Below are 23,964 nucleotides of genomic sequence, written 5' to 3' on the forward strand. Positions count from 1 at the left end.
TGACGGTGAAGAAATTAACTATGGAAAATTTAACAGACAAGCGCAAGCTATCCATTATGATTGCCATCATGGCAGCCATGCTGTTTGCCGCGATTAACCAGACGATTACCAGCACGGCTATGCCGCGTATCATCTCCATCCTGGACGGTATGGACTACTATACCTGGACCATTAATATTTATCTGCTGACCTCGACGATTGCCACTGTACTTGTCGGCAAGCTTTCTGACATGTTCGGGCGTAAGCCGTTCCTGCTGGCCGGGATTCTGCTCTTTATGGTCGGCGCCTTTTTAACAGGTACATCTGACAATGTCTATCAGTTCATCACTTACCGCGGGATCCAGGGGATCGGCGCCGGTATTATCCAGTCCACTGCCTTTACCGCTGTAGGCGACCTGTTCCCTCCGCGCGAGCGCGGCAAATGGATGGGCCTGATGACCGCAGTCTTCGGTTTCTCAAGCGTACTTGGACCGACACTCGGCGGCTATCTGATTGACCATCTCGACTGGCACTGGCTGTTCTGGATCTTCCTGCCGCTTGGTTTTGTGGCATTTGGCATGATCCTGGCCCTGTTTCCAAAAGCACAACGCGGAGCATCGACCAGCATCGATTACCTCGGCTCACTGTTTATGACAACAACCATTGTACCGCTTCTGCTCGCTTTTTCATGGGCGGGTACTGAATATGCTTGGGGCTCTGCCCAGATTCTCGGTCTGCTGGCTGCGACGGTTGTATCTGCACTTATCTTTATCTTTATTGAAACCAAAGCCAAAAACCCGATTCTGCCGCTTCACCTGTTCAAAAATAGTGTGGTTACGATCTCCAATCTGATCGGGTTCCTGATGAACTTCGGTATGATGGGTGCGATGATCTACCTCTCCTTCTTTGTACAGGGTGTGCTCGGAATTTCCGCAACCTACGCAGGTTATGTTACTATGCCGATGTCAATCGTCATGGTCGTAGCTAGTGCTCTGACCGGCCAGATGATTGCCAAGAAGGGAAAATACAAACGTTTTGCTCTGATTGGTGTGCCGATTATGGTTGCCGGTATGGCCATTATGGTATTCATGAATAGCGTACCGATGGCTGTGCTCAGTATGATCGTATTCGGTCTGGGTCTTGGCCTGGGTATGCCTGTCTTCTCACTTGCTACCCAAAATGCCGTTTCCCATACAGAGCTTGGCGCAGTCACGGCTTCTACCCAGCTGTTCCGTAACCTTGGCGGTACAATCGGTATCGCGGTAATGGGTACTGTAATGTCGAACAATCTGACCAAGCACCTGAAAGAAGCGCTGACCTCATCTTCAGCACCTGACTTCAGCAAGCTTGATCCGGCAGTAGCACAGCAAATGACTGCCTTCGCCAACCCTCAGGCGCTAATGAACAAGCCGCTGCTTGAGCAGACGCAAGCCGGTCTGCCGGCCGATGTGCAGCCGATTTTTGCACAGATGATCGATAGCATCCGTGATGCACTGGGCCAGACCTTGTCCACAGTGTTCCTTACTGGTACCATCGTTCTGTGCCTGGCTTTCGTACTCGTCTTCTTCCTGAAGGAGCTGCCGCTGCGTTCCTCCAACAAGGCACCTGCTGATGCAGAAGCTCCGGCTGAGGGTGTGAATACTAAGAAATTGGCTGTGGATTGAATTCTCCCCCACTTAGCTAACGCTTGAAGTGGCGGATTCTTGCGAACAGAAGAGTAACCTCTTCTTATTTAGCAAGCGATTCCTGCGTTCCCGCAGTTCTATCATTTGGATAGGTGGCGGTTAAACCGCTACTTGTGCAATATTATGAGCGGCGTTTTCATCACGGTCATGAAGCGTACCGCAAACGGTACACGTCCATTCCCGAACCGCAAGATTCTTTACTTCCGGGTGAATCGTGCCACACACGTGACACCGCTGACTGGTCGGTTCGAACGTATCGGCGATCCGAAGGGTTCGTCCATACCAAAGGGCTTTGTACGTCAGTTGCCGTACCCACTCCCCCCAAGACGCATCCGCGATGGATTTTGAAAGCTTGGGATTTTGAATCATATTCGCGACACGCAGATGTTCGATACTAATCGTTTGGTTTTCACGGATCAGTTTCGTTGTCAGTTGGTGGAGAAAATCATTTCGTTTATTCGCAATACGTTCGTGAATGCGAGCGACATGCTGCTTCGCTTTCTTCCAGTTGGAGCCGCCCGGAGTACGCCGAGCCATCCGCCGCTGCCAAAGCGCCAGCTTTTTCTCATATTGGCGGTAAAAGCGGGGGTTGGCATACCGTTCACCATTTGAGCTTACAGCATACTCTTTCAAACCCAGATCGATTCCGATATGTGCGTCCACTTGCGGCAGTGGGTTCTTTTCAACTTCGCAGCCAAGCGAAACGAAAAATTTCCCACTGGCGTTTTGACGCACGGTAGCGGACAATATCCGGCCTTCCAGCTTCCGGGAGTTTGCAAAACGCATCCAGCCGAGTTTTGGGAGCTTCAAGCGACTCCCCTCAATGGCGATATTCCCGTTCGTGAATTTGGTCGTGTAACTTTGAACCGGATGCTTCCGGCTCTTAAAGCGTGGCGCTTGATTTTGCTTTTTGAAAAAGCGATCAAAGCTATCCGCCACATGACGGGCAGCCGACTGCAAAGCAATGCTATCGACTTCTTTCAGCCAGTCGTATTGTGCTTTTAGTGCAGGGAGTTTTGTCGCACAAGCGTGATAGGACAAGCCTTTTCCCGTTTCCGCATAGCTTTGATTCCAAGTGTCTAAAAAGTAATTGAACACAAAGCGGCAGCAGCCAAACATACACCTTATGAGTTGCTGTTGTTCCGGTGTGGGGTAGATCCGGTATTTATAGGCTTGATGTATCAGTATGTGCGACACCTCATTTTTTGGTAATATTATTCATATTATAGCACATACGTTCGGGTTTAGGTCAAATACCGCAGATTCATCCCCACCCTATCGAGGGTGGAGTATTCTCAGCTTTTTTAGATAAATCCCGGCTTACAACAATAAAAGGGCAATGCGTAGTCACGGCCACGCATTGCCCTTTTGCAGTATAAACCTTAAAATCCGGTTCGCGGAATCTCTGCCGGAAGCTCACGATAGGGTTCAGCTGTGCCTGTTCTTACCTTATACATCTGCTTGTGCGCCTGCTCAGCCCCCTGCATAAAAGGCTCATACAGACTGTTGCAGACATCAGCTGCTCCGATCTGATAATTCTCCCCGTCAAAACGCCCCAGCACCGGCTGGTCATTCCACTGGAAATAATGAACGCCGATCAGCTGCGGGATAGCAGCAGCCTGCTCCACAAAATAACGGTACGCCCCGCCGCGATCCTCCTGGGTAGCCACCGCACGGATACCGTAAGCCAGCATTCCGCTGTCTGCGCCGCCGAAGTGGTACTCGCCGATCATAACAGGCTTGCCGAGGCGGCTGCTGATCTGTTCAATCTGCTCCCGGTCCGGAGCAAACTGGTAGCAGTTCAGCGAGAATACATCAAACCACTCGCAGCCTTCCAGCACTTCATCGCTGCTGACCCAAGCATAACGCATGCCGAGATTCAGGTGATTGGGGGCTGCCTCCCGGCAGGCACGGGCCGGCAGCTCCACATAACGCCGGATCAGCAGCCGGTTAAACTGTGCATAGTCAGCTGCTCTTACTGAATCAGCCAGAGGCTTCGTATCATCCGGAATGTACAGCTCATCGTATCCGGTATAACGGCTGTTCCAGGCTGCGTTTAATTCATCCACTGTACTGTACTTCTCATGCAGCCACTGGATGAACCGCTCTTTGCTGGCCAAGCGGGTCGCTGAAGACAGCATCAGCTGCGTCAGGTTCAGGCTGTCCACGAACGCCCAATGCGGCTCGTTGCGCATGAAATACCCGACCATCCGCCGTTCTTCCTGCAGCGGGAGCAGCTGCTCTGCAAACTGCTGCGCATTCCGCCCGTATTCCGGACTGAACACATCCGGAAAATCGCGGAAGATCCGCTGCTCTGTCTCCGGGAACCCGCTCAGCGGATACACATACGGCAGGTCCGAGGCCGCGATGAGACGCCTGTCCGACCAGTTGCCGATGGTATTGAACCCGCCCTGCCGCAGCCGGTATTCAGTCAGCTCCGTCCAGGCGGTCCGCCACTCCGGACCGAAGGCTGTGATCAGGTTCGCTATCCCGAAGCTAAATTCACGGCCCTCCTGCGACCAGGCATCTTGATAAGCCCCATCCTGCCCGGGCAGTTGCGGGAGGAGATGCTCCATACCGGTAACACGCATGGGCGAGGAAGGGCCGACACAATCCATTCCGGTGCTGAACAGTGCATAGCCGTCCGGATCAACGAACCACCAGTTCCGGCCGTCGAACTCCGTGCGGAAATAACCGGTGGCAGTGAACTTCAGCTCTTTCCAGCCTCCGTAACGGCTGAGGGAACCGGCGCTGTAATCTGCTCCTGCCGTCTCTGCCGTCTCTGCCCATTCCGCCGCCCGCTGCCGCTCAGCCCGGAGCCGGCTGACTAACTCTGCAGCATCGGCCGTTTTGCCCGGCCACTCTCTTCCCTTCAGCTGTCCCAGCTCATCCACATAAGGCTGATAGATATAATCGAAGCCCGGTTCCTCCGTGCTTAGGCATAAGCCCAGTATATCGGCACTTCTCTCCGCAGCCGATGGAATAGTGGCAATCGAAAAGCCGGTTATCTGCTCCCGGTCGACCTTGGCATCACCACGCAGCACCGTCTGCATTACACCGGGATAACGGGGCAGGAACAGCTTTTCACCGCTCAAATGCTCCAGCGGCAGACAGATTACGGTTCTTACGCCCGGCAGGATGCCCAGATGATAAGTAATTTCACGGTCATACCTGTCACGGAGGGTGAATAGCAGGACCAGGATATCATGGCACTCATGGTACACCTCAGCATTCACATACCGGCAGGCCTGCCATTCAGCAGCGTCTACTTTGCCCGGCTGCAGCTCTGCTCCGCCGCCCTCAGGCGACGTCCACAGCCGGAAGCCCCCGGAGGGGCTAAGCGTAAGCTGTGCATGAGGGCCGGTGTCGAACCATTCCCCGGACAGCTGGAAGGATGATGCCATCTCTCTACCTCTTTTCTGCACAACGTTTCAGTGAGCACCAGACTCTCATTTAAGACCCATATTGGTCATGACATCCACTTTACCCGCATTCGTATACCATTCGTTCACTTCTTCCGTGATCTGCGTTCCACCCTTCTCGTACCATTGCTTAACAAAAGTGTCGTAGCTTTCGAGCGGTTCTTTACTGTAGATAATCTTTGTAAAGGTTTCCTTCTCCATCGTGTTCAGCTGCTCCCATGAAGTCTGCATTGTTTTGGTCGGCGGGCCGTTGAAAGCGTTGGGGAGCAGCACATCCCGGTTCTCGTATGAAATGACATACCCTGCAATGGTGGTAGGATCATTAGCCGCTGACCGCATCAGCACCCCGGTATCGGCTTTGGCGCCTTGTGCCAGATCATAGAAAGACTTGCCCGGTCCGTCTACGCTTGGCGTATTTTTGGTAAAAGCCATCTTCCCCACTCCCTGAACGGCGTCCAGCGGTGTGTTGAATTCCTTGGGATCAAAAACAACCTCCTCGTTCACGATGTCATAATCATAGCCCTGTGCATATCCGTATTTGAAATCTCCCGTGCCGAAGGCTGCATCATACAGCTTGTCGTAGTAGAGGAAGAACGCTTCCATATTGTTAAAATCTTTATTGAACATAAATACGCCGTCATTCTGCTGGCCGGACTGGTACGTCTTATCACCGCTGACCCCGCTGATTGTCGGGTAGGCACTGATTTTGGCACCCTGCACATTGGTTTCAACATCCTTCACGCTGCCGTACAGCCAAGGACGTCCGATAATAATGCCTGCTTTGCCTTCGGTAAAGTCAGCCAGCGCATCCCAGGCTCCCTGTGTCGCCAGCTCCTTGTTCAAATATCCCTTGGAATACCAGTCTCGCAGCTTGGCAAGCGCATCTTTCATGCCGCCAGCAACAGACCCGTAAGTAAGCTTGCCGCCCTCGTTATACCATTGCCCCGGGAGATGCTTGCCGGCGTAGGCGCTGAAGATCATGACCGAGTCGCTGACCCAGCCGGTGTTGTAGGAATCCTTTCCGCTAAAATCGAATCCGTACGTATCCTGCTTGCCGTTCCCGTCCGGATCATCATTTGAAAAAGCGGCAATGACCTGCTCGAATTCGTCGATCGTCGTCGGCGCTTTCAGCCCCAGATTATCCAGCCAGTCCTGCCGGACCAGCATCACTTCGCCTTCAGTCAGATTGGGAGCAATCGGCATACCGTATACCTTGCCGTCCTGGATGACCGGGTTGAAGGCTGTCGGATATTCCTTGTAAATTTCCTTTAGCCGCTCCGGCATATATTTGTTGATGTCCTCTGTAATATCCTTGACCAGCCCGGACTGGATCAGGTCATTCTCCAGCGAAGTATCATAGACCGGCAGCACATCCGGAAGCTTCTCCGAGCCGGTCAGCGCAAGCCGCAGCTTCGTGTTATATTGCGATGCATCGCCGCCCAGCAGTGTTGTCTCAATCTGTACACCCAGCTTCTCTACACCCCAGCGGGTCAGCACATTATCATTCAGGCTCTCACCGTTGATATATTTCCCGGCATTTTCATCCTGCTGCTTCGCAATCGTAAGCGTGATCGGCGGATCATATTTACCGTCCTTAAGCGTCGCTTCCGCCGTAGAGCCTCCTTCCTTTTTGACCGGGCCGCACCCGGCAAGCATTCCTGTCAGCAATACAGCAACGGAGAGTAATGCACCTGTTTTTTTCATGTATAGACTCCTTTATCGTTGAATTTAGGTTGAATTTAGGTTGTATCTGCTTCTGCTACTCCTTGACTGCACCCAGTACAATGCCTTTTACGAAATACTTCTGCAAAAATGGATAGACGAGGATAATCGGCAAGGTGCTGATAAAGATCTGCGCAGCCTTGATGCTCTGCTCCGATAGAGCCGCCGCCTCTGACTGGCTGAGCGCCATGCTCTGGGCTGAGCCCTGCACCACAACCGTCTGCAAAAAGGAAGCCAGCGGGTAGTTCTCGGTACTCGACATATACAGAATTCCGTCAAACCAGGCGTTCCAGTGGCCGACCATAATGAACAGGCCTACCGTTGCCAGTCCGGGAAGGGAGAGCGGCAGATAGATTTTGCGGAAAATAACAAAGAATGAGGCACCGTCGATAAACGCCGCTTCCTCCAGCGCCTTCGGAATCGTTTTGAAGAAATTCATAATCAGAATCAGATTGTAAGCGCCAAAGGCTCCGGGCAGCACCAGCGACCAGATCGTGTCCTTAAATCCCAGCTTCGTAACCAGGATATAGGACGGAATCAAGCCTCCGGAGAACAGCATGGTGAAGATAAAAATCCACATCAGCACATTCCGCCCGCGGAAATCCTTGGATAAGGCATAACCGGCCGTCGTAATGACAAACATGCTGATCAAGGTTCCCAGTACCGTCCGGAATACAGAGATTTGCATCGAGCCGGTAAAGTTGGTGTTCCTGAATGTTTTAGCGTAAGCGTCCATATTGAAGTCTACTGGCCAGAAGGACACCAGATTGCCGTTGATCGCCGATTTGCTGCTAAGCGACTGGGCAAGCAGATGGAGCATCGGCAGGAAGCATGATAACGCAATCAGAATCAGAAATATATAGTTGAAGAACGAAAAGATCTTATATCCCTTGGACTTATGATACACTCTCCATGCTCCCTTCTAGAATATCTTGTAGTTAGCCACCTTGTAGGCAATACGGTAGGAAATAACGATCAGAACAAAGCTGATGCCTGATTTGAACAGCCCGACCGCTGTACCGAACCCGTATTGGCCGTTTAACAGGGATGACCGGTACACATAGGTATCAATAATATCCCCAGTACTGTACACCAGTGGATTGTAGAGGTTAAAGATCTGGTCAAAGCCTGCATCGAGAATATTCCCCAGACTCAGTGTGGCAATAACAATAATCATCGGCAGCATGCTCGGCAGCGTAACATGTCTGATCTGCTGCCAGCGGGAAGCGCCGTCTATCTCGGCAGCCTCATAATAAGACGGATCGATTCCGGTAATAACGGCCAGATATACAATCATGCCGAAGCCGAAGTTTTTCCACAGATCACTGATAATGACCGTTGGTCTGAACAGGACCGGGTCGCCCAGAAAATAGACCGGCTGAATTCCGAACACCTGGGTCAGCACATGGTTGATGCCGCCGTCGAGTCCCAGAAGGTCAATCATAATGCCGGCCACCGTTACCCATGACAAGAAATGCGGCAGATACACGAGCGTCTGAATGCTTTTTTTGACACCCATATTGCGGATTTCACTTAACAGGATAGCCATAATGATCGGCACGACAATACCAACAACGATTTTGATTACCGCAATAATCAGCGTGTTCGTAATAGCCTGGGTGGCTTCCTTGTACTGAAAGATTCTCGCGAAGTTGTCCCAGCCGATCCAGGCGGAGCCGGTAATGCCCAGCCAGGGCTTATAATCCTGAAAAGCCATCACCAGTCCGACCATCGGCCCGTAGGCGAAAATGAGGACACACACTAGTGCCGGGATACAGAGTACATACAGCGGCCAGCTTTTTTTCACTTCCTTGCTCCAGGGAGCTTTTCCTTTTTTCCGGATGTCAGTCTTTAGCGGCTGCACCTGGTTTTTTATAACGTGAGCTATTGGTGTTACCCCCTTTAGGAATGCCGAGTAGTAGTTGCAGATTTAATGTTAGCAAAAGCGCTTTCAATCTAAAATGTCCCGATCTGAAGATCATAACCAATCCCTCAACCTTTTTGATAAGCGTTTTCATTTTATGGGCTGATTGTCTTTTTCTTTTGAATTTAATGAATTATGATAGATTCTGGCGGATGCACAGCAATTAGACAAATACGTGTTACAGGGAATGAGGACGACGATATGATTAAAAAGGTGAATATGAAACGGTTCATCTACTTCTTCATTTTTTTCCTGCTGCTTACACTGGGGCTGTTCTACATCATGAATACCCTTAGCTCACGAACGCTTCAGGAGAGTCTGGTCAATGCCTCCAAGAATCAGCTCGCTTATGCGGAGGAAATCATAGACGGGGCGATCTCCGAGGCAAGTATGTACGGAATCCAGTATACCGCCGACAACGATGTGCGTTTCTATCAGAACCGCAAGCTGGAATTAAGCAACTATGACGCACAGATGAACAAAAATGAAATTTCCGGCCGGTTAGCGGATCAGCTTTTCTCAAGCCTTGCGGTCGAGTCGATCGGGATTTACTGGAAGCAGGACGGCACCTTCATCCAGACCGGACATGATTCGCAGGCGAAGCTCCCTTTTGAACAGGTAACGGAGCGCGGCTGGCAGACTTATAATAATAGCCTATACTACTTTTCGGTCTACCCTTATATCCACCAGCCCAAAAATCCGGCAAATATAAAGTATATCGTCGGCGTAAAGCTTAAGAAGGAGTATCTGACCGGACTGCTGGGAAAAGCGGTTAACGGCGACAGCTCCAACGCTTTTTTCCTCGTGAATGACAGCCTTGTGATTAGCAGCAAGCCGGTGGACAGCCGGATCGAGGAAAAAGCGCGGGCGACGGTTACCCCCGATCCGCAGCAGATTCTGAAATTCGATTATCATACCGGCGAGGATGACTATTATGTGCTGTCCAAATACATAGAGCCTATTGATACGTATCTGGTGACGTATACTCGGATGAGCGATTTCCTGACTCCGCTGGACCGCAACCAGCAGGTGTTCGCAGCCAGTATTATCGTTATCCTGATCATCGGCCTGACCGTCATTCTGATGTTCTACCGTAATTTCTATCGTAATGTGCATCTGCTCAGCAAAAAATTCCATCAGGTGGAGCAGGGTAACTACAGCACGCGGATCAGCGAGAACCCGGTCAACGAATTTTATACCTTGTTCAAAAGCTTCAACCATATGGTACTCAGAACCCAGAACCTGTTCGCCTCACTCAAAATCGAAACCGAGCTGCGCCGGGATGCCGAGGTAAAGCAGCTGCAGGCCCAGATCAATCCGCATTTTCTGTATAACAGCCTGTTCTTTATCATGTCGATGGCCAAGTCCTCACCGGAAGCCGTCATGCAGATGAGCAAGCACCTGGCGGAATATTACCGCTACCTGACCAAGCTCGACCGCCATGATGCCACGCTGGCCTCCGAGCTGCAGCTTGCCGGCCATTTCTTATCGATTATGTCTCTCTGTAAAGAGCTGCATTATGAGATCAGCCTGCCGCCGGAGCTCGGGGAGCACCGCATTATGCCGCTGATTATCCAGCCGATTGTTGAAAATGCGATCCAGCACGGCATTGAGGAGCTGCAGGGCGCCTACCGTGTCTCCATCTTGGTAAAAGCACTCGATGAAGGGGCCCTGATCATTGTTGCGGATGACGGGAAAGGACTTACGCCGGATCAGCTCGAGCTGCTGGCAGCCCGTGTGGGTAGCGAGACTCCTCCGCAGGGCGCCCGGGGCATCGGCCTGTGGAATATTCATCAGCGGCTCAAAAATGCCTATGGCGAATTAAGCGGCCTGCGGTTCTTCATCAATGACTGGGGCGGACTGTCCGTTATGGCTTACATCGATTTCTCACTGGATGAAGGAGGAGAATATGAAATTACTGATTGTGGATGACGGGCATTATATCGTTGAATATCTGAAGCATCTTCTGGACTGGAAAAAATTCGGCGTACAGCAGGTTGTAACCTCAACCAATTCGCTGGAAGCCAGACATTTGCTTAGCCAAAATGACGTTGATATTCTGATTACCGATATCCGCATGCCTGAGGTATCCGGTCTTGATCTGCTGGAGCACATTAGCGGGCAGCTGCTGAAGACCAAGGTGGTCTTCCTCTCCGGCTATTCACAGTTTGATTATGCGCAAAAGGCAATCCGGCTGGGCGCCCTGGATTATCTGCTTAAGCCTGTAGATAAAGAGGATATGGAAAAAGCCATGCAGCAGGTGCTTAAGAATATTGACGAGCAGCAGCGGAAACAGCTGCCGGTGCAGGCGGAATTTGACGCTCTGGGCTTTCTGCTGTCTGTTATCGGCGGTGCTTCTCCCGCAGAGGGCGACAATGACGCCGCTGCTTGTGATACTGTGCATCAGCTGAAGGAACGCTACTGCTTCTTTCAGATTACAGACGCCAAGGGGACAGACGAAGTCACGTTAAGGAATCACAGCTGCGCTGCAGAGGGATTCATCTGGACAGCCGGCCAGTCCATTACCGGTCTGCTCCGGGTGTCCGGTGCCGGCCCGGTTGCTGCTGAAATAGAGGATATCTCCTTCTCCGGGAGCTTTGAATTCGCAGATAAGAATACTGTCCGGCAACTTTTCTGCCAGTTTTATTACCGGGAGGAGCCGGATGCCGGGGATTGTACGCTGCTGCAGAACTGCACTGCCCATCCGAAACGGGAGAATGGGGACTGGGAAAACGCCCGGAAAAGCATCCTACGAAGCTACTCCAAGCTGCAAACCAGAAAGCAGCAGATTCTCTATCTGCTTGATTTCATCCAGCTGCTGTACTTCACGTCCGGCCGGCTGCAGCAGTCCGAGGTGGCAGACTGGATCTTCAACGAGCTGGCTGAGCCCGATGCTGCGCTCCAGTCCGTGCTGCTCTGTATCACCCGGCTGGAGCGCAGCCCCAAATTAACAAACAGCCATATTGTAAGTACCATTCAAGCTTATATTACCGGACATATCGGTGATGGTTTGAGCCTGGATGATCTGGGTAAAATTGTACATCTTCATCCGGTTTATCTGTCAAAGGTATATAAACAGGAGACCGGCGAGAACCTGTCGGGCTTCATTGCCGCCAAACGGCTGGAGAAGGCATCGCAGCTGCTGCTGGAATCCAATCTGCATGTGATTGACATCTCCCACCTGGTCGGCTACAAGAAGCCGCAGTATTTCATTAAGCTGTTCAAGGAACAGTACGGAATTACCCCTTATCAATACCGCAGACAGCAAATCCAATAAGGAACAAGATTGTGGACTTAGGAGGCGATTGCTTAATGAAGCCGTTAGAACAGCCGGGAGCCGGGGCCGGAGGGGCCATCGAAACCTTCATTCTCCCGCAGGACGGCCTGCTGCCGAACAACCCGGTGCTGCCGGTCATTGTGTACAAGGCAGTTCTACGGGAGAACCCGGAGGACACCGAGCAGATCTTCAATGACAACGGCTGGCTGAACAGCTGGGTAAGCGGCGTGTTCAGCTATCACCATTACCACAGCAACGCGCATGAGGTGCTTGGTGTAATGTCCGGGACCGCCAGCCTGCAGCTTGGCGGCGATGCCGGCCGGACGCTTGCGGTGTCGGCCGGGGATGTGCTGGTGCTGCCAGCCGGAACGGCGCACAAGCTGCTGCACAGCTCAGCCGGCTTCCGCGTCGCCGGCGCTTATCCCGGCGGCGCGGATTACAACACCCTCCGGGCTACCCCGGAGGATCTCGCAGCGGCGCTGCCCGAGATCGCGAAGGTTCCGCTGCCGGACAGTGATCCGGTGTACGGCAAGACGGGGCAGCTGCTGGAGGCGTGGGGCGTCTAAAATAGGCGGCAGCCAGGTGAGTACAGGAGACATCCGGTCAATCGGATAACTGACAATTTGCCTAATCTTCACCGTATGCCGGTGCTCTTTTGCCCTGTACAGACTCGATGTTCATCCAGTTCAGGATGTCTTATTCGCAGCCCTTTCCTTGTGCGGCTAAACAAAAAGCGCTTTGCCGGATCGAGACGGCAAAGCGCTTTTACATGCGGCTTATTTAACTCTGCTATACATATTCTCATCCCGCAGCCGGATCAGCACCTTGCCGAAGCGCCCGCCCTGCTGTACAGTAACTGTTCCTTCGGGATACGTAGCGTTCATATAGTCAGAAACAGCTTTCCTGGTATCATCACTATCTGTTAGACGGTGATGTTTCAACAGCTGAAGCACCTCGTCAATGGCCGCTTCAACCGAATATTCTGTACTCTTCATTTCCTTGGTCACAATCGACTCAAAGGCGTAGTCCTTTAGATAGAGCAGGTTTAACAGATAGGCCATCTCGGAGGCTTCGGCAAGCGGCGCAGCCTCTCCTGTGAACAGCGGCAGCACCTCATTCAGCAGGCTATGCCGCCTGGAGCCGGCTGAAGTACTGATATAACAATATTGATTGGCACAGCTGATCACACGTTCCGCGCCTGTCCAGTCGGACACAGCCGGACACATCGAGACAAAAACAAGATCAAATGCCTGCTCCCATCCCTTAGCCGCCAGATCAATATCCTCGAAAGCTTCGCGTACCAGTGTGATTTCCGCTTTTCCGGGGCTGACCCGGGCTTTGTTCGCTTCAAATAAATCGGCCAGCAGCGCATTCGGCTCAACGGCAGTCACCTTCGCCCCGCGCTCGGCAAACGGTACACTGAACCCGCCTGAAGCCGCGCCGATATCCAGCACGGTCAATCCGTTAAAATCAACACCCTGCCCCTCCATCCAGCCGATAATCCGTTCTACTCTCTGTCTTCCGCCTTCGCTGAATACCTCTTCGTTAAACGTATGCGCTTTGGAATCAAAGGAGCGGGTAGGGTCCACACCGGCCTTCCTTGTCAAATTGATGTAGGATTTCGGGTCTTCCTTCCATGCCTGCTCCCATACCTGTGCATCAAATAAATTTTTACTCATACTCATCATTCCTTTTCGTTTAATAACTGCTGATATTACAAGGACTTAAAAGACTTCTTATATCTACAATAACGCCGTAAAAATAACGGCGGTTATAAATCCACCGTTACTTTTGCAGCAAGCTCAGAGATCTTCTTGTTCTGCAGATAGTCTTCCATCCGGTTCTCTGCCTCCACCATCACCTGCTGGATCAGGCATTCACTGGAATGGTTCAGCGTGCAGTCGAACAGCGAAGCCGTTCCTTCAATCGCATGGATCACATCGAGAAAAGAAATATCATCCTTCTTCTGCTTGAGCTGATACCCGCCGTTCGCACCGGATACAGACTGGATCAGCCCTGCCTTCACCAGCTTGGTCAGAATCTTCGACAGATACGTCGGCGATACATGCTGCCGCTCAGCCAGCTGCTGCACGCCCACAGGCTTATCAGGAGAAGCAGCAACCAGGAAAAGCATCGTATGCAGCGCATAGTTCGTCGCTTTGGAGTACTTCATGTTCCACCTCAATCTTCAATCACAGACTTTATAAGTCTATAATAGCTTTTATAGAGGCGGAAAGCAAGCTGCTTTTTCGGACTTTATAGATTGCACCTGAGATCAACCAGTAGCAAGGAGTCTGTGCCAGATGTCAACTTGTAGAACACAGTGTCCAGTGGCTGCACGACGTGCTATTAAGCCATCTCTTCGATGCTTAACTGCACTTTGTGCACTAGACATGCGGCAAAGCTAACATGAAAATTCATTTGAAATAGTTAGCTAATTATGGATAAAAAAGATGAGTTTACTCTGGTGAAAAATGAAAAAAGCCCTAATGTAGAGAGAGTAGGCAGGTTACCCACATCTCTCCACAAAAGGAGCTAATCCATGGGTAACATATCGCAAAATTCAGTTTTACGCAAGTACTTACAGCATTTAATGTTACATTCTTTTCGTTGTCCATTCGCAGATCATTATTCTAAAAAACTTACCGTTGGGGCCGCGATTACCCTTTTTGTAGAAGCTCAGTTGCAGCAGAGGCGGACTCTTTCGGACATTGTGCTCCATTTGGAAACGAATGCAGAGCTTCAGGACATTACCGGACTCACGACCATTCACGAATCGACCTTGAACCGCAAGCTTGACGCTATCCCTCTTGCTTATCTCGAGTGGTTGTTTACCGATCTTGTTCAGGAAATAAAATTGCGAAAAGCAGAAGCCAAGGGCATCAAGCATCTTGGAAAGTTAGCACCCGTCGATTCAACGAGCCTTTCGCTACCCAAAATACTCGGCGATTGGGCGTTTTATCAAAATAAGACCAAGGGTGTCAAAATCCATACGCGGTTGCTTTCGCTGGAAGCAGGGTGTCATTTTCCGGATGAGATTGTCCTTTCCACTATCGGCGTGTCGGATCAAAAAGCGGTCAAATATCTGGTTGCCCCTGGAGAATTCACCTACATTTTCGACCGTGGCTATGTGCATTACGGAAACTTCAGAGAATGGTCGGAAGGGACGGTGCTTTTTGTAGCCCGGATTCGTGCAAAAACAAAGTACACCGTGCTGACCGAACATCCCATTTCGGGTAGCAGCAATATTACTCGGGACGCTGACGTTGAGATTCTGGATAAAAATTCGGGCCAAACGTTTTGCGTTCGCCTTGTACAATTCAAAGATAAGCATGGAAAAATCTACGAGGTCATCACAAATCGTCAGGATCTTTCAGCCGAAGACGTTGGTGAAATTTATCGCTGTCGCTGGCAAATTGAGCTGTTTTTTAAATGGATCAAGCAGCATCTGGCCACCGTAACGTTCCACAATCACCACCCCCACGCAGTGTGGGTCCAATGTTACATCGGAATCATTACGGCGCTACTTTGTCAGCTCATCCATTTAGAAGTGCAGTCCACCCTAAGTGTATGGAGCATGCTGCGAAAGATGAGGTATTATGCCATGAAAGACTGGGATGTATTTATTGAAGCGCTGAATCGTGAACCGACTCGTCGTTCTAAAGGTCGGCAAAAGATCCCTAAGCCCGCAGAAACGCCAGAACAAACGAAAGAGAAACGAGCGACGGTAAAGATAATTCTTAGATAGCAAACAAAATATACCGTTATATGGTAACCAAGCCTACGACTTAAGGCGCCACTGTTCTTTTTTCGTTGGGTCTATAAAACAAAATGTAAAATTATTACTTTTATCTCGAATTAGCTCACATGTAAGTTTGTATGCATGTCTAGTGCACTTTGTGCAACTAAAACGTCTGTTTTTCTCCGAAAGTTCATTTTAACTGTATTCCGTGCAACTAAACTGCCGGAAAAAGCCTGTTTTTGCCGTTTTGAGCGGAAATAGCTGCACAAAATACAGTTATATGGTTGAGGGCCACATTTTCCTCGGATATAACTGCAGATTGTGCAGCTATTTTAATTTCTATAGGATGGTCTGCCCAATGAGTGAAATGCTGCCTCACACACAACGTATGAGCAGGGGCGTGCGTTCGAGAGACGAGCTTATTTAGCTGCCGGAGTTCAGCCGGAACAACTTAGCCCGGCCGGTGAGCTAGCTATTCATCCGTGCACCACAAAGCAAATGCAGCGTACAAAGCTCAGCGCCGGTGCCGACTCTACCTTCGCCCTGCTCCTCTCTTACCCCAAGCTGGCCGTCAAAATCTCACACAACGCGCCAAACAGCGGCTGCTCCAGCTTAAGCGTGGTCAGGGACGCAAGCGCTGCCGCCGGCGTGGCAGCGGACCGCATCAGCCCATAGATCTGCTCCTTCAGCTGGAATTCTATCTGCGCCCGGTTCAGCAGGGCGAATACGTCCGCTTCAATCCGGTTAGCAGCAAGGCGCGCGCCGCCGAGTTCAACCGTAATCGCGGCAGACACCGCGGTCTGCGGGATTAACACTGTAAGCGTATGTGTGGAATGGTCATACGCTGTATCCGCTGCCGTCTCCGCACCGCCGGCAAGCACCTTCACCTGCGTATCGGCCAAGCCTGTGAAGCTCAGCTTCCAGCTGCGCAGCGGAGGCAGGGCAGCCAGGTTACCGCTAGCCGGATGAATTGTAAAGCTGGCGCAATCCCCCCAGCTTAGGGCCATCTCCGTAACGCACCAGCTCTCCCCGCGCTCCCCCAACGCGCCTGCATCCTTCACGCCCTCGGCCGTAAGCCCATCTCCCGCGCTCGCCCGCTCCCCGGCCGCTTCCTCCGCATCCTCCCACAGGTGAAAGCTGCCGTCAGCGCCAGCGAACACCTTAACCTCCAGCTCCCGCGGGTTCGCCGTGGACGAATTATATACGCTGAGATCAGCCAGCGGAACAATCGCCCCGGCCTTCGCCAGTACCGGAATTGTCTCCAGATTCCGGTACAACGTAAGACTGCGGCCGCCGTCATACCTCCGGCCGCTGAAAAAGTCATACCAGTGGCCCTCCGGCAGCCACGCCGTAAACTCCGCCATTCCGGTCCGGCGGTCCACCGGTGAGGTGATCGGGCAGGCCATCAGCTCGGTGCCGAAGTAATACTGGTTCGGCACCCCGTAAGCCTCCGGCTGCTCCGGATGATGATAGTACAGCGGCCGGACCAGCGGCAGCCCATCCGCGCTCGCGTAGCGGTTCATCGTGTACAGGTAGGGAATCAGCCGGTGCCGCAGGCGCAGCGCTTCCTTCATTGCTGCTTCCGCAACCGGGTTGAACCGCCACGGCTCCTTGCTGTTGAACGGACTGGCTGAGCTATGCAGCCGCAGCACCGGCGAGAACACGCCGAACTGCACCCAGCGCATCACCAGCTCATCGTCGAGATAGCCCTGCATGTGGCCGCCGATGTCATGGCTCCACCAGCCGTACCCGGCATTTGCTGCACTCGCCGTGAAGTAAGGCTGGAACGCAAGCGAGTCCCAGGTGACGATCGTATCACCGGAGAAGCCCACCGGATAACGGTGGCTGCCCAGTCCGGCATAACGGGAGAACGTCAGCGGCCTGCCGCCGCGCCGGCCGCTGTCCAGATAGTGATAATGGTTCAGCATCCACAGCGGATCAAGTCCCGGCACCCGGGTTACACCGCCCTGCTGCCAGTCGATCCACCAGAAGTTCACGCCTTCCTCTTCCAGCGGATGGTGCAGATATTTGAAATAGGCCTGCAGGAATTTCGGATCGGTGATATCAAACTCCACCGCATCGCCCTTTTCCGGATCCAGCCCAAGCTCCCCGGCGATCGCCAGATAAGGGTCTTCGAAAGCGCGCACGCCGTCTGCCGGGTGAACATTCAGCGTTACATGCAGCCCCCGCTCATGCAGCCTGGCCAGGAACTGCTGCGGGTCCGGGAAAAGCCTGCGGTTCCATGTATAGCCCGTCCAGCCGCTGCCGTACTGCGGATCGACATCGACCAGATGCCAGTCCATATCGATCACCGCAACTGAGAAGGGGATCTGCTCCTGCTCGAACCGTTCCATCAAGGCCAGATACTCATCTGCGTTGTAAGGGTAATACCGGCTCCACCAGTTGCCAAGGGCATAGCGCGGCAGGAGCGGCGCCGGGCCGCTGAGCCGGTAGAAATCCTTCAGGCATTCCAGATAGTCATGCCCGTACCCGAAGAAATAAAGATCCAGCCCACCCGCTTCACGCGGCGTAACCTGCCCGTCCTCCTCCAGCAACAGTGAATGGCTGTCGTCCATCACCGTATAGCCGCCGCGGGACATCAGCCCCGGCTCCAGCGGGATCGCCCCGTTCGCATTATCCAGCGTCCGGGCCGTACCGCCAAGATCCTGCGGCGTGTCGCCGTAATGCCAGACCCCCATCAGGTGGCCTGACCCGTTACGCACACGCACATTAAGCCCGTAGCGGGAGAACGGCTGCTTGTCATAGCTCAAATGCAGCCGTTCCGTAATAATCTCCAGCTTGTTACCGTGATCCACCAGCTGGAACTCCGGCACCGGAAAATCCCGGTTAAGCACAGTCTGGGTCGCCCGGTTCTCGAACCTTCCATCAGGATGGTATTCCAGGCGAAGCAGCTGAGGGGTCAGAACAGTGATCCGGAAGCCCTCTCCTTCAATGATCGCTTCAGGACTGGCAACTGGCCGCACCTCCAGCTTCAGATGCTCAGGCAGCGGCTGCTGCTGCTCCATAATCTTTTTCATAATATTATGACCTCATTTCCGGCTATAACCGGCGCACCGATAAGAACTACTCCTTTACCGCGCCGATCATAACCCCCTGGTTAAAGTATTTTTGGATGAACGGATACACGCACATAATCGGAACCGTCGCCACAATAATGACGGAGTAACGCATCATATTAGCCAGCCGCAGCGCCAGCTGCGCCGCCTCGCCGGACCCTATGCCGGACTGCATCTGGTTGGTAATGAGGATGTTGCGGAGGATCAGCTGCAGCGGATGCAGATTGGGATTTTTGAGATAGATCAGGGCATTGAAATAGGAATTCCAGTGGCCGACGGCAATCCACAAGCCCAGCACGGCAATAATCGCTTTGGACAGCGGCAGCACAATCCCCGTAAAAAACCGGAGATTCCCGCACCCGTCAATCTGCGCCGCCTCCCACAGGTCGCCTGGAATACTGGTCTGAAAAAACGTACGGGCAACAATGATGTTATACACGCCGACCGAGAACGGCAGCACCATGACCAGAAACGTGTCATACATATGAAAGTCACGGACCGTCAGAAAGGTCGGGATCAGCCCGCCGTTAAAAAACATTGTAAAGATAAAGAACAGCGACAGGAATTTACGTCCCTTCAGGTCTTTGCGTGAAAGCGCATAGGCTGCCGAGATATTAACAACCAGACCAATGAGCGTGCCGACGATCGTATACAGGATGGTATTGCGGTAGCCGATCCAGATATTACTATGGCGCAGCAGCTCCTTGTAGCCGTCGAGCGTGAACCCTTTAGGGAACAGCCAGACCTGGCCCCCGGCCACCGCCGAAGGGTCACTGAAGGAAGCGATAACGATAAAATACAGCGGATAAATCAGAATAATCAGAAACAGTACCGCAATCACGTACAGCACAATCTCCATCACGCTATCGGAGGAGCGGTTGTTTTTTATTTTCCCCTTAGGCTCTTTAACTGCAGGTGTAAGTACTCCCATTGTGAACTCCTCCTTCTACCACAGGCTGTTTTCGCTGATTTTTTTGGAAATCTGGTTGACGATGATCAGCAGAATGAAGTTAATGACGGTGTTGAACAGATTGACGGCCGACGAGAAGCTGTACTGGCTGCTGAGCAGACCGATTTTATATACATAGGTGGACAGAATTTCACTGGAGGTGGCGTTGAGATCGTTCTGCATCAGGTACACTTTTTCAAAGCCAACCCCAAGCAGCCCCCCGACACGCAGAATGAGCAGCGTAACCGCCGTCGGCATCAGCATCGGAATATCGATGTAACGCACCTTATGCCAGCGGCTCGCCCCGTCCACGGTTGCAGCTTCATATAGACTCGGATCAACCGCAGACAATGCCGCGATAAAAATAATGCTGTCCCAGCCGACATGCTGCCACACATCCGACCATACGTACACGCTGCTGAACAGCGACGAGGAGCCGAGGAGATCGGGTGCTTCTTTGCCGAACAGGCTGAACAGGTTGCCGACCAGACCGGTGCTTGGCGACAGCAGAATGACCATCAGCCCGACCATGACCACGGTGGAGATGAAGTGCGGCATATACGAAACCGTCTGGAAAAAGCGCCGGAACCGGTTCGGACGCATCTGGTTCACCATCAGCGCCAGAATGATCGGAATCGGAAAGGTTACAAGACTGTACAGGCTGATAATCAGCGTGTTCTTAATCGTATTTGAAAACTGGTAGGAGTTAAAAAACTTCTCAAAATATTTTAACCCCGCCCATGGACTCTCCGTAATCCCCAAAGCCGGGCTGTAATCCTTAAAAGCAATAAGTATCCCGTACATCGGTTTGTACGCAAACAGCAGCGACAGCACCACCGCAGGCAGCAGCAGCAAATACAGCCCCCAGTTTCTTTTCACCGCCATAAGCGTCCCCCCGGAACTGGCTTGACCGGATCTCATGAAATCCCCTCCTGAATGTATTTATCTGTTTAAGTACCTAAAGTATATCTTCATGCCTCCGGCGGCTGCCGGACCTAATGGGTGTGTTAACCGGACTTTTATGATTTGTGAAAAAGCTTCCGGACTGCACGGTTTCCCGGGCAGCGGGCCGGTATGCGCAATGCGGACTTTCGCTGCTGTTATCCGGACTTTCGGCTTGGCAGGCAGCAGGACAGTATTGGACTGCTGCCGGATGCAAAAAAATACCGCCGGGCAGCATCTGCTATCCGGCGGTATCTCTTACAGTATGTTACACAGGCTTACACCTGCTCAATAATGACGGGCCGGCCGGCACAGAATAGCTTGCCGCCGCCATAGACCGTGACTTCACTACCGTCGATCAGGCTCTGGTAGCTTCCATCCGGCAGGCCGGTATCCACCTCGGCTTCCCTGCCCTTCAGGCTGAATACACCGGCCAGCTTCCGGCTGCCCCAGATATAGATACCGGCTACGATGTCTTCTTCCTCAACTGCATGCAGATGGCAGATGCCCTCCGACATGATCTCCTTCTGCTTAACCGGATACAGCGCAGCGAACAGCCAGGACAGGTCCGTTCCGGTATCCCAACTGACCGTGTCCTTGTCGAACAGGTCGGGGCAAACGGTATTTGCTGTTTCCTGACCGCCATAGATCAGTGGCATTCCCTTCTGGAAATACAGGAAGGCCGTCCAGTTAATCAGGCTCTGCTCATCCGGAATGAGCGCTTTAGCCCGCGGCCGGTCATGATTCTCCAGAAAACGCAGCTTAACGTAGTTGTCCGGGTAGAGGTACTCCTGGGCGTTAATTTTCTCTACATAGCTCGCAAGCGTGATCTTACCGGCCAGATAACCGCTGTAATACGAATAGACATCGTAGTCATAGCAGGCGTCGAACGCCTGCAGCGTTTCCGCATCGCTGAGCCCGGTCAAGCCAAGTGAACGCAGATGCATAATGAAATCCGGCTCGATGGATTCGGCCAGCCACAGGCAGCCGGGGTTGACCTCGCGAACTTCCTTCACGGCCCGCTCCCAGAATGCCAGCGGCAGAAGCGGTGCAACGTCGCAGCGGAAGCCGTCGACGATGCCCGCGCACCTCTTCAGCGTCTCAATCTGGTAGTCCCACAGCTCCGGACAGTTATAGTCGAGGTCTACGATATCGGCCCAATCCCCTGCTTTATTGCCGAGCTTCCCTTCCGGCGTTCTATAGAAAAATTCGGGATGCTCACTGACCAGCACCGAATCCGGCGAGGTATGGTTGTACACCACATCGATGATGCATTTCATTCCATGTTCATGTATCGCACCGACCAGCGACTTGAAGTCCTCCAGCGTGCCCAGCTCCGGGTTAATTTCCCGGTAGTCCTGGTTGGCGTACGGGCTGCCTAAGCCGCCTTTGCGCTCGGCCGTACCGATCGGATGAACCGGCAGCAGCCATATAATGTCCACCCCAAGGCTGCGGATGCGTCCGAGATCACGCTCCACCGCGCGGAAGCTCCCCTCTTCACTGTGGTTGCGGATGTACACCGAGTACACAACACTGCTGCGCAGTGATTTTGCCGTATGCTTTGCCATTTCTGTTACACTCCTACTCCTATAGTTAAATGGATTTAAGGCTGGATGTTTGGCGGCTAAGTTAGCTTGTTGACAGTTTGGTGCTATGTGGGAGTTTGGCGCTATGTGGGAGTTGAATGCTATGTGAGAGTTCGGTGCTATGTGAGAGCTTGGTGCTATGTGAGAGCTTGGTGCTATCTGAGAGCTTGGTGCTATGTGAGAGTTCGGTGCTATCTGAGAGCTTGGTGCTATCTGAGAGTTCGGTGCTATGTGAGAGCTTGGTTTTATGTGAGAGCTCGGTGCTATATGGGAGTTTGTTGCGTAACCGTGTGTTGAGTAACCAATCTTTGGGCCGGGGTGTATTGAATTAAGTGGATTTTCGTCACCTGATTCTGCATAAAACAACGATATTTATACTTTAGTTGGAAAAAGGATACTTAATATGCCCAATTCACCTGTTCGGGGGTAAATCCACCGAATTAGGTGACGTTTTTCCATCTAATCGTCCGGATCAGCAGATAAGGATGGATTTAAGTGACGAAAATCCAACTAAAATCCACCTCCCCCGCATTTCAGAGTAACTATCCGTTCATAACCGGCCGGCGCAGGACAAACTGGGCCATCCAGCCCGCGTTCCCTCCGGGAGACTGCTGCTGATGCCGCCGCCGGATGCTCCCGATCAGCAGCTCCGAAGCCATGGCACCCATCCGCGCAACACTTTCATCCGGCATGCCGGGAAAAGTTACTACCGCTGCCGCCAGCGCACCGGCACCCTCGTCAGCGCTTTCCCTGCCAATCTTCGTCTGCCCGGCACTCCCGGCATTCGTTTCATGCAGATACGCCTCTACCTTACTCCCGGCCCCTGCCTCACCCCGGCCATTTTCCACCAGACTACTACTTCTACTATCTGCTATCTTCCAGCCAGGCTTCCCAAAACTAAAACTCCAGCCAGCTCCCACCAGATTGTTACTCTCACCACCAGCACCTTCCCGACTAGATCTAGTCTGACTCTCATCATCGCCAGCCGCCTGCTGATCCGCCGCCACCTCACTACCGCTGTCCGCCGCCGGCCCATCCTCCACCAGCACAAACGGATAGCCCTCCTGCTGCAGGAAATCAACAACCGAGCTGCTCCGGCGGGCCGAGAGCAGGATGGCCCCATCGGCCCGGCCGCCCTTCAGCAGCCGGGAGACGGCATCCAGCTCCTCCCGTTCCCCATCGCCGGAGGCGAGCTGGATGTCGTAGCCCAGCTTGCCGGCGCCGGACACAATCCCCCGGATCACCTCCATAAAGTAGAGGTTGGCCGGCCATATCTCTGCCGTGTCCGGCAGCAGGACACAGACACACCGGGTGCTCCGTGACACCAGGTTCTGAGCGATAATATTCGGTGTATAGCCCAGCTCCTCCATCGTCTGCCGGACTTTACGGGAGGTCTCCTCACGCACATTGGCATGGCCCGATAGAACCCTGGAGACGGTGGACACGGAGACGCCCGCCCGGCGGGCCACCTTTTTCATCGTAACCGTCATAGACACTAGAATCAGCCTCCTCTCCAACGCCATACTCTCAACCTTTCATGCCCTTAACTGCACTTCCGCACTGTCAATGCCCTGCGCACATGCATACATCGTGACACTTCGCCGTATCCCTACCCCCTTCTTCCTCCGTCTCCTTACACACCCGAGTCAGCAGGGTGGC

At 52.7% G+C, this 23,964-nt stretch carries 17 protein-coding genes; 5 read left to right on the plus strand and 12 right to left on the minus strand.

From position 1 onward, the window contains the following. Positions 1–20: 20 nt before the first annotated feature. Positions 21–1,643, plus strand: coding sequence for a DHA2 family efflux MFS transporter permease subunit (locus R70331_RS21145; RefSeq protein WP_042178797.1), 1,623 nt, complete (start codon positions 21–23; stop codon positions 1,641–1,643). Between the two features lie 120 nt (positions 1,644–1,763). Here the strand turns inward: R70331_RS21145 and tnpB are convergent, their stop codons facing one another. From tnpB to R70331_RS21170, 5 genes are all read right to left on the minus strand, one after another. Beyond that, the gene (tnpB, locus tag R70331_RS21150; RefSeq protein ID WP_197071521.1) at positions 1,764–2,852 is read right to left on the minus strand and encodes an IS200/IS605 family element RNA-guided endonuclease TnpB; all 1,089 of its coding nucleotides are present in this window, start codon (positions 2,850–2,852) and stop codon (positions 1,764–1,766) included. Between the two features lie 194 nt (positions 2,853–3,046). Beyond that, complete coding sequence (locus tag R70331_RS21155) at positions 3,047–5,068, minus strand: beta-galactosidase (RefSeq protein WP_042178799.1); 2,022 nt, start codon at positions 5,066–5,068, stop codon at positions 3,047–3,049. 45 nt (positions 5,069–5,113) lie between these two features. Further along, complete coding sequence (locus tag R70331_RS21160; RefSeq protein WP_042178801.1) at positions 5,114–6,790, minus strand: type 2 periplasmic-binding domain-containing protein; 1,677 nt, start codon at positions 6,788–6,790, stop codon at positions 5,114–5,116. Positions 6,791–6,845: 55 nt separating this feature from the next. Further along, positions 6,846–7,715, minus strand: coding sequence for a carbohydrate ABC transporter permease (locus R70331_RS21165; protein ID WP_039875391.1), 870 nt, complete (start codon positions 7,713–7,715; stop codon positions 6,846–6,848). Positions 7,716–7,730: 15 nt separating this feature from the next. Then, positions 7,731–8,615, minus strand: a complete 885-nt coding sequence (locus R70331_RS21170; RefSeq protein ID WP_081947872.1) for an ABC transporter permease — start codon at positions 8,613–8,615, stop codon at positions 7,731–7,733. Between the two features lie 318 nt (positions 8,616–8,933). On the opposite strand from R70331_RS21170, the gene R70331_RS21175 reads away from it, so the two are divergent. Genes R70331_RS21175 through R70331_RS21185 form a run of 3 tightly spaced genes read left to right on the plus strand, consistent with a single transcriptional unit; the run spans position 8,934 to position 12,575 of the window. After that, positions 8,934–10,664, plus strand: a complete 1,731-nt coding sequence (locus R70331_RS21175) for a sensor histidine kinase (protein ID WP_042178803.1) — start codon at positions 8,934–8,936, stop codon at positions 10,662–10,664. After that, positions 10,642–12,009, plus strand: a complete 1,368-nt coding sequence (locus R70331_RS21180; RefSeq protein ID WP_042178806.1) for a response regulator transcription factor — start codon at positions 10,642–10,644, stop codon at positions 12,007–12,009. The genes R70331_RS21175 and R70331_RS21180 overlap by 23 nt, the downstream gene beginning before the upstream one ends. A gap of 35 nt (positions 12,010–12,044) precedes the next feature. Continuing rightward, positions 12,045–12,575 (plus strand): cupin domain-containing protein, encoded by a 531-nt coding sequence (locus R70331_RS21185; protein ID WP_042178808.1) that lies wholly within the window; start codon positions 12,045–12,047, stop codon positions 12,573–12,575. Between the two features lie 210 nt (positions 12,576–12,785). On the opposite strand, the gene R70331_RS21190 is transcribed toward R70331_RS21185, so the two are convergent. Both R70331_RS21190 and R70331_RS21195 read right to left on the minus strand, forming a co-directional pair. Continuing rightward, on the minus strand, positions 12,786–13,688 hold the full coding sequence (locus tag R70331_RS21190) for a class I SAM-dependent methyltransferase (protein ID WP_042178810.1): 903 nt from the start codon (positions 13,686–13,688) through the stop codon (positions 12,786–12,788). A gap of 92 nt (positions 13,689–13,780) precedes the next feature. Continuing rightward, a complete protein-coding gene (locus R70331_RS21195) occupies positions 13,781–14,182 on the minus strand; it encodes an Rrf2 family transcriptional regulator (protein WP_042178811.1) in 402 nt (133 codons plus the stop codon). A 369-nt stretch (positions 14,183–14,551) separates the two neighbouring features. Here R70331_RS21195 and R70331_RS21200 point away from each other — a divergent pair, with 369 nt between their 5' ends. Beyond that, on the plus strand, positions 14,552–15,757 hold the full coding sequence (locus tag R70331_RS21200; RefSeq protein ID WP_042178813.1) for an IS4 family transposase: 1,206 nt from the start codon (positions 14,552–14,554) through the stop codon (positions 15,755–15,757). Positions 15,758–16,305: 548 nt separating this feature from the next. Here R70331_RS21200 and R70331_RS21205 read toward each other — a convergent pair. From R70331_RS21205 to R70331_RS30635, 5 genes are all read right to left on the minus strand, one after another. Next, on the minus strand, positions 16,306–18,789 hold the full coding sequence (locus tag R70331_RS21205; RefSeq protein ID WP_231576328.1) for a glycoside hydrolase family 31 protein: 2,484 nt from the start codon (positions 18,787–18,789) through the stop codon (positions 16,306–16,308). A 46-nt stretch (positions 18,790–18,835) separates the two neighbouring features. Next, positions 18,836–19,759: a carbohydrate ABC transporter permease gene (locus tag R70331_RS21210; RefSeq protein ID WP_042178814.1), complete on the minus strand. Its 924-nt coding sequence runs from the start codon at positions 19,757–19,759 to the stop codon at positions 18,836–18,838. 15 nt (positions 19,760–19,774) lie between these two features. Continuing rightward, positions 19,775–20,698 (minus strand): ABC transporter permease, encoded by a 924-nt coding sequence (locus tag R70331_RS21215; RefSeq protein WP_042178816.1) that lies wholly within the window; start codon positions 20,696–20,698, stop codon positions 19,775–19,777. A 299-nt stretch (positions 20,699–20,997) separates the two neighbouring features. Beyond that, positions 20,998–22,287, minus strand: a complete 1,290-nt coding sequence (locus tag R70331_RS21225) for an alpha-amylase family glycosyl hydrolase (protein ID WP_042178820.1) — start codon at positions 22,285–22,287, stop codon at positions 20,998–21,000. A gap of 560 nt (positions 22,288–22,847) precedes the next feature. Then, complete coding sequence (locus R70331_RS30635) at positions 22,848–23,795, minus strand: LacI family DNA-binding transcriptional regulator (RefSeq protein WP_052419150.1); 948 nt, start codon at positions 23,793–23,795, stop codon at positions 22,848–22,850. Between the last annotated feature and the right edge of the window lie 169 nt (positions 23,796–23,964).

It is taken from the genome of Paenibacillus sp. FSL R7-0331, from assembly GCF_000758645.1.
In the GTDB taxonomy this organism is placed as follows: domain Bacteria; phylum Bacillota; class Bacilli; order Paenibacillales; family Paenibacillaceae; genus Paenibacillus_AQ; species Paenibacillus_AQ camerounensis.

Coding starts and splice junctions, on each gene's coding strand:
- R70331_RS21145 (WP_042178797.1), top strand. CDS start 21: ATGGAAAATTTAACAGACAAGCGCAAGCTATCCATTATGATTGCCATC.
- R70331_RS21155 (WP_042178799.1), bottom strand. CDS start 5,068: ATGGCATCATCCTTCCAGCTGTCCGGGGAATGGTTCGACACCGGCCCT.
- R70331_RS21160 (WP_042178801.1), bottom strand. CDS start 6,790: ATGAAAAAAACAGGTGCATTACTCTCCGTTGCTGTATTGCTGACAGGA.
- R70331_RS21175 (WP_042178803.1), top strand. CDS start 8,934: ATGATTAAAAAGGTGAATATGAAACGGTTCATCTACTTCTTCATTTTT.
- R70331_RS21180 (WP_042178806.1), top strand. CDS start 10,642: ATGAAATTACTGATTGTGGATGACGGGCATTATATCGTTGAATATCTG.
- R70331_RS21185 (WP_042178808.1), top strand. CDS start 12,045: ATGAAGCCGTTAGAACAGCCGGGAGCCGGGGCCGGAGGGGCCATCGAA.
- R70331_RS21190 (WP_042178810.1), bottom strand. CDS start 13,688: ATGAGTAAAAATTTATTTGATGCACAGGTATGGGAGCAGGCATGGAAG.
- R70331_RS21195 (WP_042178811.1), bottom strand. CDS start 14,182: ATGAAGTACTCCAAAGCGACGAACTATGCGCTGCATACGATGCTTTTC.
- R70331_RS21200 (WP_042178813.1), top strand. CDS start 14,552: ATGGGTAACATATCGCAAAATTCAGTTTTACGCAAGTACTTACAGCAT.
- R70331_RS21205 (WP_231576328.1), bottom strand. CDS start 18,789: ATGAAAAAGATTATGGAGCAGCAGCAGCCGCTGCCTGAGCATCTGAAG.
- R70331_RS21210 (WP_042178814.1), bottom strand. CDS start 19,759: ATGGGAGTACTTACACCTGCAGTTAAAGAGCCTAAGGGGAAAATAAAA.
- R70331_RS21215 (WP_042178816.1), bottom strand. CDS start 20,698: ATGAGATCCGGTCAAGCCAGTTCCGGGGGGACGCTTATGGCGGTGAAA.
- R70331_RS21225 (WP_042178820.1), bottom strand. CDS start 22,287: ATGGCAAAGCATACGGCAAAATCACTGCGCAGCAGTGTTGTGTACTCG.
- R70331_RS30635 (WP_052419150.1), bottom strand. CDS start 23,795: ATGACGGTTACGATGAAAAAGGTGGCCCGCCGGGCGGGCGTCTCCGTG.